The 14513-nt window shown below is 67.5% G+C and carries 18 protein-coding genes; 11 read left to right on the top strand and 7 right to left on the bottom strand.

Annotated elements, in window-relative coordinates:
- Position 1 precedes the first annotated feature (1 nt).
- Genes AVZ66_RS08675 through AVZ66_RS08645 form a run of 7 tightly spaced genes read left to right on the top strand, consistent with a single transcriptional unit; the run spans position 2 to position 5685 of the window.
- Positions 2–361 (top strand): RNA polymerase Rpb4 family protein, encoded by a 360-nt coding sequence (locus AVZ66_RS08675; RefSeq protein WP_058983686.1) that lies wholly within the window; start codon positions 2–4, stop codon positions 359–361.
- A 51-nt stretch (positions 362–412) separates the two neighbouring features.
- Positions 413–979 (top strand): DUF655 domain-containing protein, encoded by a 567-nt coding sequence (locus tag AVZ66_RS08670; protein WP_058983685.1) that lies wholly within the window; start codon positions 413–415, stop codon positions 977–979.
- A 51-nt stretch (positions 980–1030) separates the two neighbouring features.
- The gene (locus AVZ66_RS08665; protein WP_058983684.1) at positions 1031–1870 is read left to right on the top strand and encodes a 16S ribosomal RNA methyltransferase A; all 840 of its coding nucleotides are present in this window, start codon (positions 1031–1033) and stop codon (positions 1868–1870) included.
- Complete coding sequence (locus tag AVZ66_RS08660) at positions 1867–3009, top strand: mechanosensitive ion channel family protein (protein WP_231727096.1); 1143 nt, start codon at positions 1867–1869, stop codon at positions 3007–3009. Before AVZ66_RS08665 ends, AVZ66_RS08660 begins: the two co-directional genes overlap by 4 nt.
- Positions 3002–3583: a HemK2/MTQ2 family protein methyltransferase gene (locus tag AVZ66_RS08655; protein ID WP_058983683.1), complete on the top strand. Its 582-nt coding sequence runs from the start codon at positions 3002–3004 to the stop codon at positions 3581–3583. The genes AVZ66_RS08660 and AVZ66_RS08655 overlap by 8 nt, the downstream gene beginning before the upstream one ends.
- Positions 3584–3637: 54 nt before the next feature.
- Positions 3638–4627 carry a 5-methyltetrahydropteroyltriglutamate--homocysteine methyltransferase gene (locus AVZ66_RS08650; protein WP_058983682.1) on the top strand — a complete coding sequence of 330 codons (990 nt, stop codon included), beginning with the start codon at positions 3638–3640 and terminating at the stop codon, positions 4625–4627.
- Complete coding sequence (locus AVZ66_RS08645) at positions 4624–5685, top strand: methionine synthase (protein ID WP_058983681.1); 1062 nt, start codon at positions 4624–4626, stop codon at positions 5683–5685. Before AVZ66_RS08650 ends, AVZ66_RS08645 begins: the two co-directional genes overlap by 4 nt.
- Positions 5686–5691: 6 nt before the next feature.
- Here AVZ66_RS08645 and AVZ66_RS08640 read toward each other — a convergent pair whose 3' ends face one another.
- The 5 genes from AVZ66_RS08640 to rpl7ae all read right to left on the bottom strand — a co-directional run bounded on the left by AVZ66_RS08640 (position 5692) and on the right by rpl7ae (position 7364).
- The gene (locus AVZ66_RS08640; protein WP_058983680.1) at positions 5692–5964 is read right to left on the bottom strand and encodes a hypothetical protein; all 273 of its coding nucleotides are present in this window, start codon (positions 5962–5964) and stop codon (positions 5692–5694) included.
- A 135-nt stretch (positions 5965–6099) separates the two neighbouring features.
- Positions 6100–6582: a nucleoside-diphosphate kinase gene (ndk, locus tag AVZ66_RS08635; RefSeq protein ID WP_058983679.1), complete on the bottom strand. Its 483-nt coding sequence runs from the start codon at positions 6580–6582 to the stop codon at positions 6100–6102.
- On the bottom strand, positions 6583–6768 hold the full coding sequence (locus tag AVZ66_RS08630) for a 50S ribosomal protein L24e (RefSeq protein WP_058983678.1): 186 nt from the start codon (positions 6766–6768) through the stop codon (positions 6583–6585).
- Positions 6768–6995 carry a 30S ribosomal protein S28e gene (locus tag AVZ66_RS08625; RefSeq protein WP_058983677.1) on the bottom strand — a complete coding sequence of 76 codons (228 nt, stop codon included), beginning with the start codon at positions 6993–6995 and terminating at the stop codon, positions 6768–6770. The genes AVZ66_RS08630 and AVZ66_RS08625 overlap by 1 nt, the downstream gene beginning before the upstream one ends.
- Before the next feature lie 6 nt (positions 6996–7001).
- Positions 7002–7364, bottom strand: a complete 363-nt coding sequence (rpl7ae, locus tag AVZ66_RS08620) for a 50S ribosomal protein L7Ae (RefSeq protein ID WP_058983676.1) — start codon at positions 7362–7364, stop codon at positions 7002–7004.
- 220 nt (positions 7365–7584) lie between these two features.
- Between rpl7ae and tmcA the strand changes: the two genes are divergently transcribed.
- Together tmcA and AVZ66_RS08610 are read left to right on the top strand one after the other, a co-directional pair.
- Positions 7585–9819 (top strand): tRNA(Met) cytidine acetyltransferase TmcA, encoded by a 2235-nt coding sequence (gene tmcA / locus AVZ66_RS08615; protein WP_058983675.1) that lies wholly within the window; start codon positions 7585–7587, stop codon positions 9817–9819.
- Positions 9820–9842: 23 nt separating this feature from the next.
- Positions 9843–10316: a DUF456 domain-containing protein gene (locus AVZ66_RS08610; protein WP_058983674.1), complete on the top strand. Its 474-nt coding sequence runs from the start codon at positions 9843–9845 to the stop codon at positions 10314–10316.
- Here AVZ66_RS08610 and AVZ66_RS08605 read toward each other — a convergent pair.
- Both AVZ66_RS08605 and AVZ66_RS17055 read right to left on the bottom strand, forming a co-directional pair.
- Positions 10313–12070 carry a glutamate--tRNA ligase gene (locus AVZ66_RS08605; protein WP_058983673.1) on the bottom strand — a complete coding sequence of 586 codons (1758 nt, stop codon included), beginning with the start codon at positions 12068–12070 and terminating at the stop codon, positions 10313–10315. The genes AVZ66_RS08610 and AVZ66_RS08605 overlap by 4 nt on opposite strands.
- 49 nt (positions 12071–12119) lie before the next feature.
- Positions 12120–12245, bottom strand: a complete 126-nt coding sequence (locus AVZ66_RS17055) for a hypothetical protein (RefSeq protein ID WP_269432472.1) — start codon at positions 12243–12245, stop codon at positions 12120–12122.
- Positions 12246–12359: 114 nt separating this feature from the next.
- Here AVZ66_RS17055 and AVZ66_RS08600 point away from each other — a divergent pair, with 114 nt between their 5' ends.
- Positions 12360–13325 (top strand): hypothetical protein, encoded by a 966-nt coding sequence (locus AVZ66_RS08600; protein WP_058983672.1) that lies wholly within the window; start codon positions 12360–12362, stop codon positions 13323–13325.
- Positions 13326–13513: 188 nt separating this feature from the next.
- Positions 13514–14419: an NAD(P)/FAD-dependent oxidoreductase gene (locus tag AVZ66_RS08595; RefSeq protein WP_058983671.1), complete on the top strand. Its 906-nt coding sequence runs from the start codon at positions 13514–13516 to the stop codon at positions 14417–14419.
- Positions 14420–14513: the final 94 nt, after the last annotated feature.

Here is a 14513-nt window from a genome sequence, read left to right as displayed (position 1 = left end):
CATGACCATCTTCAAGGAAACGCTCGACGAGGAGTTCCTCACCGTCTCCGAGGCGAAGGAGCTGCTGACGGACGTCGAAGCCGAGCGCGCCGCCGACGAGGACCGCGAACTCCGCTTCGAGCTGGCGCGCGCGGTCGAGCACGTCAATCGGTTCGCCGTCCTCGAACCCGAGGAGTCCGGCGAACTCGTCGACGACCTGCTCGCGCTCGAACACGTCAGCGACGAAGCCGTCGCGTACAAGATTACCGACCTCCTCCCGCGAACCCGCACGGAACTGCGCGCGGTGTTCGCACAGGAGCGGTACGCGCTCTCCGGCGACGAACTCGACGACATTCTCGACGTCGTCGCGAAGTACGCCTAACTCGTCCCGAGTGGCCGACCGTTTAAGTGTCGGCTGGGCGTAGCGGTTCGTATGAGTGATTCGTCTTCGACGGACGAAGAGCGTGCCGTCGTCCTCGACTTCCTCGCGCACGGCCGCTCGAACGGCGGTCGCGGCTACGGGGACGGCCCGCTCGCGTACGCCGTCTCTACTGACCGGTTCGTCCTCTACGAACTGAGTCTCGAACCGGACGCGGATATCTCCATTCTGGACCGAGTGCGCATCCGCCCGGACTTCGAGGACGGCATCGAGCGCGGCCACGTCGTCGACTACGACGACCTCTCGGACGGCGCGCGCTCGGAACTGGACTACGTCGTCGAGGACGTCGTGGAAGCCAACGAGCAGCGCTTCGTGGACTTCTACAACGACGCCCAGCCCATCTCCCTGCGCCTCCACCAGTTGAACCTCCTGCCGGGCATCGGCGACAAACTCCGCGACAACATCCTCGACGAGCGCAAGCGCAACGGCCCCTTCGAGAGCTTCGCGGACATCGAGGAGCGCGTCGACGGCCTCCACAACCCCGAGGAGATCATCGTCGAGCGCATCCTCGACGAGATGACCGAAGACGACCTGAAGTACCAGAACTTCGTGGGCGAGTGAGCGGCCCCACAGAAGGTAGGCTTTAGGGAACGCCGGCGGATACACCCGGCAATGACTGATTCGCGGGACCCGGACGCGTTGATTCGTCGCGCCGGCCGCCCCGACCCCGAGCGCGACCAGCACTTCCTCGTCGACGACCGCGTCCTCGACCGGATTCCGACGTACGCCGAGTCGTTCGACCGCTCGCACGTCCTCGAAATCGGCGCGGGGACGGGCGCGCTCACTGACCGACTGCTCGAACACGCAGACCACGTGACAACCGTCGAGCGCGACCGCGGGTACGCCCAGTTCCTCCGCGAGGAGTTCAGCGACGAAATCGACGCCGGCCGTCTCACCGTCGTGCAGGGTGACGCCCTCGACGTGGACCTCCCCGACTACACTTGCTGTATCTCGAATCTCCCGTACGGCGTCTCCAGCGGGGTCACGTTCCGGCTGCTGCCCGAGCACGAGCCAGCGGTGTTGATGTACCAACTGGAGTTCGCCGAGCGGATGGCCGCCGAACCCGGGACGAGCGACTACGGTCGGCTCTCGGTCGCCACCCAGCACTACGCCGACGTCGAACTCGTCGAGACGGTTCCCCCGGAAGCGTTCGAGCCACAGCCCCGCGTCGAGAGCGCGGTCGTCCGGTTGACGCCCCGCGAACCCGACTACGAGGTCGCCGACGAGCAGTTCTTCTTCGACTTCGTGAAGGCGCTGTTCACGCAGCGCCGCAAGACCGTGCGCAACGCCATCCGGAACACCGGCCACATCTCGGGGCTGGACGACCCGGACGCGGTCGTCGACGCTGTCGAGGAGGCCGTGCTCTCGAAGCGGCCCGGTGACCTCGCGCCGGGGACGTTCGCGGCGCTGGCGAACGTCGCGCTCGGCATTCAGGAGGGGAACACACCGTGAGCGCGCCGGAGTTCGTGGACGTCGCGGTGAACGACCTCTCGACGGTCGAGCGCGTGGTCGTGACGGCGCTGTCGATGGGCGCGCTCGTCGCCGCGATTCTGTTCTCCCGCCAGCAGTCCGCGCGCCGCGACTCGCGACTCTCTACTGTCGTCGCAGCCCTCGGTGCGCTCCTCGTGGTCGTCGCGACGACCGTCGTCGTTGTCGTCGCGTGGGACGCCGAGACCGTGGCGTGGGCGGCTGTCGCGAGCTTCCAAGTGCAGGCGACGATGCTCGTCCGCGCGTTCCTCTCCGTGATGTTCCTCGTCGGCGTCTACGTCGGCACCGGCGTCCTCCACCGCGCTGTCAGCCGATTCGTCAAGCGCACGGAGGGCATCAGCGACCACCAAGCCGAAATCACGTACCGCATCATCCAGATTTCGGTGTACGTCATCGCGTTAGTCATCGTCCTCAACCTCTGGGGCATCGAGCTCGGCGGCCTGCTCATCGGGGCGGGGTTCGCCGGCATCGTGCTCGGGATGGCCGCCCGGCAGACGCTTGGCGCGGTCATCGCGGGGCTCGTGTTGATGTTCTCGCGGCCGTTCGAAATCGGGGACTGGGTGAAAATCGGCGACAAGGACGGCATCGTCACGGACATCACTATCGTGAACACGCGCTTGCAGACGTTCGACGGCGAGTACGTGATGTTGCCCAACGACCTCGTGGGATCCGACGAGGTCGTGAACCGCTCGCGGAAGGGCCGGCTTCGCATCCACGTGGAGGTCGGCGTCGACTACACGGCCGACGTCGACGAGGCGATGGACCTCGCGAAGGAGGCGATGGGCGACGTCGAGGACATCCTGACCGTGCCACGGCCGCAGGTCGTGTTGAAGGAGTTCGGCGACTCGGCGGTCGTGCTGGACTTGCGGTTCTGGATCGACAAGCCGAGCGCGCGCCGGAAGTGGCGCGCCCAGACCGCGGTCATCTCCGCGGTGAAGTCGGCCTTCGACGAGGCGGGAATGAAGATCCCGTTCCCGCAGCGGGAGGTCTCCGGGCGCGCGGAGACCGGCGGGTTCCACGTGCGCGACCAGCCGCCGGCCGACACCAGAAGCGACGAGGAGCCGCCGTCGGCGGTCCGTCGCGTGGAGGACGACGATGAGTGACGGGCTCGCCGACCGACGCGGCACGGAGACGACGGTCTACCAGCCTGCCGAGGACTCGCTGCTGCTCGCGAAGGCCGCGGTAGCGGAGATTGGCCCGCGAGCGCGCGTGCTGGATGTCGGCACCGGCTCGGGGTACGTGGCGGCGACAGTCGCCGACGAGGCCGGCGCGGAGGTCGTCGGGTCGGACTTGAACCCCTTCGCGTGCGCGCAGGCTCGGGATCGCGGCGTGCCCGTGGTTCGGGCGGACCTCGTCGCGCCGTTCCGCGAGGACGCCTTCGACGTGGTGTTGTTCAATCCGCCGTACCTGCCGCGGGACGAGGACGCCGCCCGGGACGACTGGATGGAGGTCGCGCTGTCGGGCGGGGAGACCGGTCGAGAAGTCGTGGAGTCGTTCCTCGACAGCGTGGGCCGCGTACTCGCGCCCGACGGGTTCGTGTTGGTGCTGGTGAGCACGCTGACGGGCGTCGAGGAGGTCGTGGAGTACGCCGGCGAGTGCGGGTTCTCCGCGGCGGCCGTCCGCGAGGAGTCGCACTCCTTCGAGACGCTGACCGTCCTCAAACTCTGGAATAACTGAAGGACATATCCCTCGACAGCAAATATTAAACAGGGGCATTGCGTAGCGACGGGTATGAACCGAATCGCGACAACACCCGGCCTGTTCCCCCTCCCCGACGACGCCAAAGAGACGTTGTCGGACCTCAAGGGCCACCAGAAGCACGACCTCGTCAGCGGCGACGAGGCCCCCGAAATCGAAGCCGCCTACGACGACGTCCGCGAGGAACTCGTCGCCCTCCAGCGCGACGCCGGCCTCAACCGCGTCGTCGAAGGACAAGCGCGGTGGGACGACATGCTCGCCCACCCCCTGACCGTCCACGAGAACGTCGAGACGGGCGGCATCGTCCGCTATTACGACAACAACAACTTCTACCGCGACCCCATCGTCCAGGGCGAACTCACGTTCTCCGGTGACCTCGCTGCGGACCTCGAAGCCGCAAGCGAGCTCACTGACGACCTGCAGGCCGTCGTCCCCGGCCCGTACTCGCTGTCGGAACTCGCGACCGACGACTACTACGGCGACGACGAGCAGTTCCTCGCCGCCGTCGCCGACTTCCTCGCCGGCGAGGTCGAGGCGTTCCCCGACGTCGAGACCGTCTTCGTCCTCGAACCGTCGCTGGTCACGGACCCGCCCGAAGAGGGCGAGGACGAGCGCGCCAGCGACGCCATCGACACCGTCGCACAGGCGGCCGACGCCGACGTCGTCGCGCACACGTACTGGGGCGCCCTCGAAGAGAAAGTCCACGCCCACCTCCTCGACGCCGGCGTCGACGCCATCGGCTACGACTTCGTCACGAGCCACGAGGACAACCTCTACAACGTCACCGAGTACGGCACCAAAGACTCCGTCGCGCTGGGCGTCGTCGACGGGCAGAACACGCTCGTCGAATCCCCGGAGACCATCCGCGAGCGCGTCGACTGGTTCCGCGACTCGGTGCCGGACGCCATCGAATTCGACGACGCGTACGTGACCGCCAACACCGGCCTGTTCTACCTGCCGGTGAACCGCTTCGAGCAGAAACTACAGGCGCTCGCCGACGCCACCCGCGAGGTGACAGCATGAGCTCGAACCGCGAGCAGTTCCGCCCCGACGGCCACGACAACGACCACTTCCTCCTGACGACCGTCGTCGGCTCCTACCCGAAGCCGAAGTGGCTCGACCGCGCGAACGACCTGTTCGAAGACCCCGACGCGGACTTCGGCGACGACGAGCTCGCCGAAGCCGAGGACGACGCCGCCCGCCTCATCACCGAGGAGCACGAGCGCGCCGGCCTCGACGTCGTCGTGGACGGCGAGATGCGACGCAACGAGATGGTGGAGTTCTTCGCCGACCGCATCGAGGGCTACGAGTTCAACGGCCCCGTCAAAGTGTGGGGCCACAACTACTTCGACAAGCCCAGCGTCGTCAGCGACGTCGCCTACGACGAGTCGTGGCTCGTCGACGAGTACGAGTTCACCGCCAGCGTCGCGGACAGCCCCGTGAAAGTCCCGATTACGGGGCCATACACGCTCGCGTCCTGGAGTTTCAACGAGGCCTACGACGGCGACGACGACCTCGCGTACGACCTCGCTGACCTCGTCAACGAGGAGATCGAGAAGCTCGTCGACGCCGGCGCGCGCTACATCCAGATCGACGAACCCGCGCTCGCGACGACCCCGGACGACCACGCCATCGTCGGCGAGTGCCTCGAACGCATCGCCGCCGGCATCCCCGACGACGTCCGCATCGGTCTCCACGTCTGCTACGGCGACTACTCCCGCATCTACCCCGAGATACTGGAGTTCCCGGTCGACGAGTTCGACCTCGAACTCGCGAACGGCGACTACGAGCAACTCGACGTGTTCACCGACCCCGAGTTCTCGAAGGACCTCGCGCTCGGCGTCGTCGACGCCCACGTCGCCGAAGTGGAGTCCGTCGAGCAGATCGAGGCCAACATCCGGAAGGGACTGGAAGTCGTCCCGCCGGAGCGGCTCACGGTCAGCCCCGATTGCGGCGTGAAACTCCTCCCGAGGGAGGTCGCCTACGAGAAGATGGCGAACCTCGTGGAAGCCGCGCGCAACGTCGAAGCCGACCTCGACAATGGCGCTATCGACGTCCCGGCCGCGCCCGCCGACGACTGACGGCGCTCACACGTTCTCGCGGCGGAGGTCGCCGACGTGGTTGCGACAGACGACGCCCGGCGTCACGACCACGCGTTCGGCCTGCGACTCGGACGCCACGACCGCGCTCGTGTCTTCTACGAGGTCGTAGTCGCCCGAATTCGCGCAGTAGACGCACGCGTCGTCGGCTGCGCTCGTGAGGTGTTCGGCGACGCACTGCTCGCAGACGCCCAGCGGTTGTGCGCTCTCGTCCACGAGCCGGTACGTCGTGCCAGTTCTGTTACAGACGACGCAGTCCATGCACCACCGTGGGGCTTCCGACGGGAGAACCTACCGGGTGTCGCGTTCGGCGACGAGCCCTTCTGTCGAACCGCGAGCGAACGCCGTCGCTACGAACGTTGCGTCCGGAAAAAGCAGCAGTAGAGACGGCCGGAGTTAGTGGTCGCCGGCGTCTTCGTAGACCCACGTCGCCGTGTCGAGTTCGTAGTCGACGAGTTCGTCCTCGTCGAAGAACAACTCGATTTCGCGCTCGTTCGCGCCTTCGTCTTCGTGGTCGCTACCGTGGATGATGTTCTGCCCGAGGTCGTTACCGTAGTCGCCGCGAATCGTGCCGGGTGCGGCGTCCTGCGGGTCGGTCGCGCCCATCATGCGGCGGACCTGGCGGGTGGCGTCGGCGCCCTCCCAGACCATCGCGAAGACGGGACCGGACGTGATGAACTCGACGAGCCCGTCGAAGAACGGCTTGCCCTCGTGCTCGCCGTAGTGCTCGTGGGCGAGTTCCTCGCTGATCTGCATGAACTTCCCGCCGACCATCTTCAAGCCCTTGTCCTCGAGCCGCGAGACGACATCGCCGATGAGACCGCGCTGGACGCCGTCGGGCTTGACCATCACGAACGTGCGCTCGTCGTGGTGGCTCATCTACTCTTCGACCTCGGACTCTTCGTCGGTCCACTCGACGTCGCGCGGTTCGCGGCCGAGGTCCGCGTTCTTCTCGCACTTCGCAGAGCAGAAGTGGACGGTGCTGCCGTCGTTGTGGACGAACATCGTCCCCGTGCCGGGTTCGATGTCGTCGCCACAGTAGTCACAGGTGCGTGTCTGGACCATTACTGACCACCAATGGAGTCCGCCTCGCGGGCCGTCTCCTTGAGCTGGAGGACGTCGCCCACGCGGACGGGACCGAGGACGTTTCGCGTGATGATTCGTCCCTGGTTGGAGCCCTCTTGAATGCGGCACTTCACCTGCATCGCCTCGCCGTGCATCCCGGTCTTGCCGACGACCTCGATGACTTCGGCGGGCGTGGAGCCCTCTTCTTCAGTTTCCTCAGCACTCATGGGTGGTTACTGGAGGTCCTCGATTTTGGTCGAGATGTCCTCGACGTCGCCCTCGGCGTCGCCGGCGTCGACGACGGCCGCGGCGGCGCTGCCGACTTCGAGGCCGGCGGCGTTGCCGAGTTCGTCCTGCGTCTCCACGAAGACGACCTGAATGCCCTTCTCTTCGGCGATTTCGGGGAGGTGCATGACGATCTCCTCGGGGGAGACGTCCTCGGCGACGAAGACGAGGTCCGCGTTGCCGCGTTCGACGGCCTTCGTCGTCTCGTTGGTTCCCTTCTTGACTGTACCCGTGTCACGAGCCACTTCGAGCGCTTCGAGGGCTCGTTCCTGGAGGTCTGCTGGAACGTCGTAGTCTACGTACACTGGCATGTATTGTTCACCTAGTTCCACGGACGGGCTTGCGCTCCCCTGCCGGTGCGGAATCCCTGACGGCTAGGAGCATCATCGACCCCCGTGGACTGTATCCTATATCTGGGTGCCCCTCAGTTAAAAGCGCTTTCAATGCGTGTCGCCGTGCGACGCCGCCGCAGGGCCGTCGCCGGGTGCGTGGGACGAAACGCCCTTCCCGCGGCTCGCCGAAACACGACCGATGGTCGTCGAGGCCGCACGGGCGCTCCGCGAGGAAGCCCGCGCCGCGAACGAACGCCGCGTGCTCGTCCTCACGGGCGACCGCGAGGCGTGCGTGTCGGCGGCCGACCGCGTTCTCGACGCGCTCGCGATTCCGCTGACCGGGACGACGCTCGTCTCCACGCGGGACGCACTCGCCTGCGAGCGGGTCGGCCCGCGGAACGCCGACGAACTCCTCGGGACGACCCGCGACGCCGTCGTCTTCGACGCGCACGCCGACTGCCGACCGAACGCGCTCGGGCGCATCGTCGGTGCCGTCGACGGCGGTGGCCTCCTGCTCGTGCTCACGCCGCCGCTCGACGACTGGCCGAATCGACGGGACGCGTTCGACGAGGGGCTGGCCGTCCCGCCGTTCGGCGTGGCGGACGTCGCGGGCCGATTCCGCCGTCGGCTCGTCGAGACGCTCCGAGCGCATCCCGGCATCGGTATCTACGACGTGGACGCCGACACTCTCGAACGGGACGGTCTGATGGACCCAGCGCCCCGCCTCGCCGAACCACTACCCGAACCGCCCGCGGACAGCGCGTTCCCCCGCGAGGCCTACGAGGCGTGTCTCACGGGCGACCAGATGGACGTGCTCGCTGCCTTCGAGTCGCTGCGCGACCCGCCCGCTGCGGTCGTCGCGGAGGCCGACCGCGGCCGCGGGAAGTCCAGCGCTGCCGGCCTCGCCGCGGCGTGTCTCGCCCGCGAGGGACTGGACGTGCTCGTCACCGCGCCGGGCCGCCGGAGCGCCAGCGAACTGTTCGCCCGCGCCCGGGAACTGCTCGCTGACCTCGACGCGCTCGTTGCCGACGACGGCGCCATCGAGACGCCGGCCGGCGGCCGCATCCGGTTCGCGAAACCGCCGGTGGCCGCAGACCTCCCCGGCGACCCCGACGCCGTATTCGCCGACGAAGCCGCCGCAATCCCCGTGCGCCTGCTCGAATCCCTGCTGGACTGCGAGCGCCTCGCGTTCACAACCACTGTCCACGGCTACGAGGGCGCGGGCCGCGGGTTCGACGTGCGCTTCCGGGACCGACTCGCCGACGCCGCCCACGACGTCGCGGACGTGACGCTCGCGGACCCGATTCGGTACGCGGCCGGCGACCCCGTCGAAGTCTGGGCGTTCCGCGCGCTCCTGTTGGACTCCCGCCCCGCCGTCGACCTGCTCGTCGAGGACGCGACTACGGAGAGCGTTACGTACGAGGCGCTCACTCCGGACGACCTCCTCGCGGACGAGAACTTGCTCAGGGAGACGTTCGGCCTGCTCGTGTACGCGCACTACCGCACGGAACCCAACGACCTCGCACGCCTGCTGGACGCACCGAACCTCGCCGTGCGCGCGCTCGTCCACGACGGCCACGTCGTTTCCGTCGCGCTGCTCGCCCGGGAGGGCGGCCTCGACGCGGAGCTCCGCGCGGACATGTACGAGGGCGCCCGCGTGAAGGGGAACATGATTCCCGACGTACTCACCAGCCAACTCCGCGACGAGGACGCCGCGGTTCCGGTGGGCTACCGCGTGATGCGCATCGCCACCCACCACGCCGCCCGCTCCCGAGGACTGGGGTCGCGGCTGCTCGGCGAACTGCGCGCGGAGTACGAGGCCGACGCCGACTGGCTTGGCGTCGGCTACGGCGCCACCCCCGAACTGCTGTCGTTCTGGCGCGCGAACGGCTACTCGACGGTCCACGTCTCGACGACCCGCAACGACACCAGCGGCGAGTACTCGGCGATTATGCTCGACCCGCTCTCTCACCTCGGCGAGCGCCTCCACGGCCGCCACGCCGACTGGTTCGCCGACCGCGCCGCGGGCGTGCTCGCTGACTCGCTACGAGACCTCGACCCGGACGTCGCGCGCGCCGCGCTCCGCGCCTGCGACGCCGCCCCGGAACTGGCCCTCGCGGACTCGTCGTGGCGCGTCGTCGCTGGCGCCGCCCACGGCCCCGGAATGTACAGCGTCGACCCCGAACCGTTCCGACGCCTCGCCGTCCACCACCTCGTCGCCGGCGACGCCGACCTCCTGTCGGCCCGTGAGGAGCGCCTCCTCGTCGCGAAACTCCTCCAAGTTCGACCGTGGGACGCCGTCGCCGCCGACCTCGACTTCCACTCCACGAGTCAGGCGATGCGCGCGCTCGGCGACGCGCTCCGCCCGCTGGTCGACGCGTACGGGACGGCCGCGGCCCGCGAGGAACTCGCACGCTTCACCGACGAAGACTAACGACGCCCTCGCGTATTCCCGCTATGGACCCGCTCGTCGCGGTCGCGTTCGTGCTCCTCGCCGCCGGCGTCGTGGGGAGCGTCCTCCCGCTGCTCCCGAGCGGCCTGCTCTCGCTGGCCGGTGTCCTCGTCTACTGGTGGACGACCGGTGAGCCCGGCTTCCTCTTGCTCGCCGTGCTCGTCGGTCTCGCGGTCGTCGCTACGCTCGTCGACTGGCTCGCCGGCTTCGTCGGTGCTCGCGCCGGCGGCACCAGCACACGGACGGCGGCGATGGCGGGCGTCGTCGGCTTCGTGCTCATGCTTCCGGGTGGTCCGCTCGGGCTCCTGGTCGGCGTCGCCGCTACCGTCTTCGCTGTCGAACTCCGCGCGAGTAACGACGTGCCCGGGAGCGCGCGGCGCGCCGGCTACGCGACTGTCGGGGTGCTCGCGTCCGCAGGAATGCAGGTCGTGCTCACGACGACCGTGTTCGCGGTCGTCGCGTGGCTCCGGTTCGCCTAGGGGTGCGCGTAGTACGCGACCGACTCGTCGGCGTCGTGGCGGTCACAGCGCGCGAACCCGACGCGAACGAACTGCACGACGTCGTCCGGGTCGACGGCCGCGAATCCGGGTTCGGCGTAGCCCGTGACGTCGCCGTCCATCGTCCGCAGGCGGACGCGGACGTTGTCGTCGGCGGGCACCCAGTGGACGACGTCGACACCCTCCTCGCGGACGACGTCGATGTCGGCGTCGAGGTACTCGAAGCGCTCGCCGTCGTAGCGAACCGGACCGTACCCCTTCAGCCAGACGCGCTCACCGACCGCCGGCAGGTCGTCCTCCTCGATTAGCACGGCGTCACCGACCGGAATGTCGCGCTCGCCGCGGTCCTCGTGCTCGGGGTGGACCGGCGGGTGCGCGCTGTCCGGGCCGCCCTCGACGGGGACTTCGGTGGCGGAGAAGGACTGCTCGGCGTCGGAGCCGCGCGGATCGAAGCCGTCCCGAACGAGGAACTGCCGGGGTGCGTCGTCGTCGACGAGGTCGCGGTTGTTCGAGTAGATGGCGGACATCGAGAGGTCGACGTTGCTCGTCGACGTTCCCAACTCGACCATCGCGTCCACGATGGCTTCCCCGCGGATGCCGCGGCGCTGGACGCTCGGGAGCGTCGGCGCGCGCGGGTCGTCCCAGCCGTCGAGTTCGCCCGCGTCGATGAGTTCCCCGATGGTCGACGTGGACATCTTCACGTCGTAGGCGTCGACCTGCACGTGGCCCCAGTGGATGACCTCGGGGTACTCCCAGTCGAAGTAGTCGTAGACGAACTGCTGACGCTTCGCGGAGTCCTGCAGGTCGATGCCGCGGACGATGTGCGTGACGCCTGTGAGGTGGTCGTCGACGCCGGACTGGAAGTCCAGCATCGGCCAGCAGCGGTACTGTTCGGCCTCCTCGCGCGGGTGCGGGGTGTCGATGATGCGGAACGCCACCCAGTCCCGGAGCGCGGGGTTCTTGTGCTCGATATCGGTCTTCACGCGCAGCACCATCTCGCCGGAGTCGTACTCGCCGTCGACCATCGCCGCGAACTCCTCTCGGACCGTCTCGACGTCCTTCTCGCGGTGCGGGCACGCCTCGGCGCTGTTCTTCAACTCCGAGAACTCCTCGCCGGGACAGCTACACGTGTACGCGCCGCCCTTCTCGATGAGGTCGCGGGCGTGCTCGTAGTACGTCTCCAGTCGGTCGCTCGCGCGGTAGACCTCCGCGGGTTCGAAGCCGAGGTACTCGATTTCGTCGAGAATCTCGTCGTACGCCCACACCAGCGGGCGCTTGGTCTCGGGGTCGGTGTCGTCGAAGCGCACGATGAACTCGCCGTCGTACTCCTCGGCGTAGGTGCCGATGACCGCGGGCATCCGCGCATGGCCGATGTGCCACGGGCCGTTCGGGTTCGGCGCGCAGCGCATCCGAATGTCGTCGTAGTCGTCGGCGTTCGGGAGGTCCGGAAGCACTTGGTCGTCTTCCTCGTCCTCGGCGTCGAGTTCCTCGACGCGCTCGGGCGCGAGTTCGGTGAGGCGCTCGCGTTTCTCGTCGCGGTCCATCGCGTTCACGTCGTCGATGACGGGCGCGATGGTGCCGGGAATCTCGTCGCCGTGCTCGCGGAACCCGGGGTTCTCGCCCATCAGCGGCCCCATGATGGCCCCGACTTGGGCGTCGCTGTCGTGTTTGAGCGCGTTGAACAAGGCCGCCGTCTCGGCTTCGCGGCGGACGCGCTCGCGGAGTTCGTCGTCCATTACGTGGTCGTTCGCCCGAGGCGGGCAAATCCGTTGGGATTCGCGCCGACTACCCGGCGCGCTCCGGGTCCTCGGCGAGGTGGTAGGCGTCGTAGATGCCGTACAGCCAGATGCCGAGCAGCAGCGGGATGCCGATGAGGTGAGTCCAGTGGTGCCGCGTCGGTATTCGGGGCATTGACAGCACTCGTGGCAGTCGTCGCTGCGGCCTCGCCTGCATTTCGGCAACGCTGATTGCCGTGGCCTAGTGTAGGGTACAACCTTTATACCAGTCCTATCAGTTGGAATGTGTATGTCGAGAAACAACCCCAGTAAGAGGGACCTATCATATGGACGGCAGTCTCTCCGAAAGGCAACGAAGTTCGTAGAGGGCGACTACACTGGCATTAACCCACGCCAGTTCTATCGGTCCCTCAAACGCAGCCTGGAGGAAATCCAGCAGGACGGTGACTTCAAGTACGAAACCGTTGGCAACCAAGAAACCGATCTCAGTATCGAGAGCGAGGATGTCGGTGAGAAAACCGGCCGCGTCAAAGGCCGTCTCGCTGCGTCCTCGGAACCACACCCCGTCGGCCAAGGCGAACTCGAATACAAACCGTACGGTCCCCACGGCGCAGGCGCGCTCGTCGTCGGCGCTATCTTCGCGTTCTTCGGGCTGAGCGGCGAACTCCTTCCGATTCTACTCGGGTTGATTCTCCTCATAGGTGGTGGTTACCTCTACTTCAAGAAGGAAACCGCATCCTTCGCTGTCGAGCGCGAGGACGTGATTCGCGCGCTGATGACTGGCGAAGTGAGCGAGCGCACTATTGAGGACGACGACGAGACGCGGACGGACATTTTCGCGAACATGAGCGTCATCTATGCGGGGGATTCTCTCCTTCAGGTGCCGGTGTCGCGGTTTGATGACATGCCGTGGACGCTCCGCCGCACGCTGACGACGCAGGTAAAGAAGTGGTACAACCAGCTCGTCGACGAGCACGACCGCGTGGACATTGACGAGGGGTTCGTCTCGAATCTGAGCGCGTGGGCGAACCGGAGTGCGGACAGTGACCGTGCGACCGTGCAGGCGCTACAGGGAACGCTGAACGACACGTTCGAACTGCGCGTTCGGTACACTGACCTCCTAGAGGAGCAGCTGCCCCGGGGCACTCGGGACGAACTCGGCGAGCACCAAGAGCGGCTACTGGACGAACTCGAAGAACTCTCCGAGGAGATGGACGTCTACGTAGAGCGCGAAGGCCTCAAACGCGTCGAATAGGCCTCTCCCGGCCGTTTCTGGATTAATATTTACGGTGGCGTCGCCCGCCGCATAACAGTTGCTGCGCGGTCCCGATGCGTTTATGTTGGATTAGGCTAGCCTAAAAATCGTGCACCAGTGCGACCGAACCCGGCGACCGAGACGAGACGCCACGACCGAACGACGAGTCGGGGTCAGCGGGGGGACGCGTGACTGAACCCGACGCGAACGCCGACGACACAGAGTGGGACGTGGCGGTCGTCGGCGGCGGCCCCGCGGGCTGTTCGACGGGCGTCTTCACCGCTCGCGAAGGACTGGACACGGTGGTTTTCGACCGCGGGCGCTCGTCGCTCCGGCAGTGCGCGCACCTACAGAACTACCTCGGCTTCCCTGCGGGTATCGACATCGAGACGTTCTACGCGCTCGCCCACGACCACGCCGAAGCAGTCGGCTGCGAGGTCGTCGAGGACTTCGTCGAGTCGGTCGAACGCGCGGACGGCGGCGGATTCGTCGTCGAACCCCAGTCCGGTGACCCAATCCGCGCGAGTCGCGTCGTCGCGGCGACCCGCTACGACGCAGACTACCTCCGGCCGCTGGACGCCGACGACGAGATGTACGAGACCCACGACCACGGCGGCGAGGAACACGAACACTTCGACCGGACGTACGCCGACAGCGACGGCAGAACGCCGATAGACGGCCTCTACATCGCGTCACCGGTCGAAGAGTGGTCGACGCAGGCCATCGCCGCGGCGGGCTTCGGCGCGCTCGTCGGCCGCCACGTCGTCGGGGACGCCCGCCGCGAACGCGGGTATCCCGAGGGATTGGCCGAGCGCGTCGACTGGCTCCGACAGGAGCGCGCTCGCGACGAGGAGTGGGCCGACCCGGACCGCTGGCGCGAGTACTTCGACGAGCACGTCCCGGCCGACCACGACCTCAGCGACGACGAACTGGACGCGCTACGCGAGTCGGAAGTAGACGACCGCCTCGGCAGGTACGTCGACGACGAGGAAATCGAACGCCGCCGGCAGGAAGCCCACGACCGAATCCTGGAACACCTCGACGACGACCGCATCCGCGCGTACCTCGACCGGACGGACGAAGACGGTCCGTAGCGACAGCTGTGCGGCGCGGAGAGCATCCGCGCGGCTTCGCCGCGCGGTTTTCCGTCAACGCTGCGCGTTGACGACGTCACGCTCGCTGACGCTC

Origin of the sequence: Halobacterium sp. CBA1132, assembly GCF_001485535.1 — an archaeon.
In the GTDB taxonomy this organism is placed as follows: Archaea; Halobacteriota; Halobacteria; order Halobacteriales; family Halobacteriaceae; genus Halobacterium.
Note: the sequence above shows the minus strand (reverse complement) of the source record. Positions and strands in the feature narration are given on the sequence as shown.

Bases quoted from the DNA above. Each gene is read 5' to 3' on its own strand.
- AVZ66_RS08645 (WP_058983681.1), top strand. From the start codon at position 4,624: ATGAGCTCGAACCGCGAGCAGTTCCGCCCCGACGGCCACGACAACGAC.
- ndk (WP_058983679.1), bottom strand. From the start codon at position 6,582: ATGAGCCACCACGACGAGCGCACGTTCGTGATGGTCAAGCCCGACGGC.
- AVZ66_RS08605 (WP_058983673.1), bottom strand. From the start codon at position 12,070: ATGGACGACGAACTCCGCGAGCGCGTCCGCCGCGAAGCCGAGACGGCG.
- AVZ66_RS08630 (WP_058983678.1), bottom strand. From the start codon at position 6,768: ATGGTCCAGACACGCACCTGTGACTACTGTGGCGACGACATCGAACCC.
- AVZ66_RS08625 (WP_058983677.1), bottom strand. From the start codon at position 6,995: ATGAGTGCTGAGGAAACTGAAGAAGAGGGCTCCACGCCCGCCGAAGTC.
- AVZ66_RS08655 (WP_058983683.1), top strand. From the start codon at position 3,002: ATGAGTGACGGGCTCGCCGACCGACGCGGCACGGAGACGACGGTCTAC.
- AVZ66_RS08665 (WP_058983684.1), top strand. From the start codon at position 1,031: ATGACTGATTCGCGGGACCCGGACGCGTTGATTCGTCGCGCCGGCCGC.
- AVZ66_RS17055 (WP_269432472.1), bottom strand. From the start codon at position 12,245: ATGCCCCGAATACCGACGCGGCACCACTGGACTCACCTCATCGGCATC.
- AVZ66_RS08640 (WP_058983680.1), bottom strand. From the start codon at position 5,964: ATGGACTGCGTCGTCTGTAACAGAACTGGCACGACGTACCGGCTCGTG.
- AVZ66_RS08670 (WP_058983685.1), top strand. From the start codon at position 413: ATGAGTGATTCGTCTTCGACGGACGAAGAGCGTGCCGTCGTCCTCGAC.
- AVZ66_RS08610 (WP_058983674.1), top strand. From the start codon at position 9,843: ATGGACCCGCTCGTCGCGGTCGCGTTCGTGCTCCTCGCCGCCGGCGTC.
- rpl7ae (WP_058983676.1), bottom strand. From the start codon at position 7,364: ATGCCAGTGTACGTAGACTACGACGTTCCAGCAGACCTCCAGGAACGA.
- AVZ66_RS08675 (WP_058983686.1), top strand. From the start codon at position 2: ATGACCATCTTCAAGGAAACGCTCGACGAGGAGTTCCTCACCGTCTCC.
- AVZ66_RS08600 (WP_058983672.1), top strand. From the start codon at position 12,360: ATGTCGAGAAACAACCCCAGTAAGAGGGACCTATCATATGGACGGCAG.
- tmcA (WP_058983675.1), top strand. From the start codon at position 7,585: ATGGTCGTCGAGGCCGCACGGGCGCTCCGCGAGGAAGCCCGCGCCGCG.
- AVZ66_RS08650 (WP_058983682.1), top strand. From the start codon at position 3,638: ATGAACCGAATCGCGACAACACCCGGCCTGTTCCCCCTCCCCGACGAC.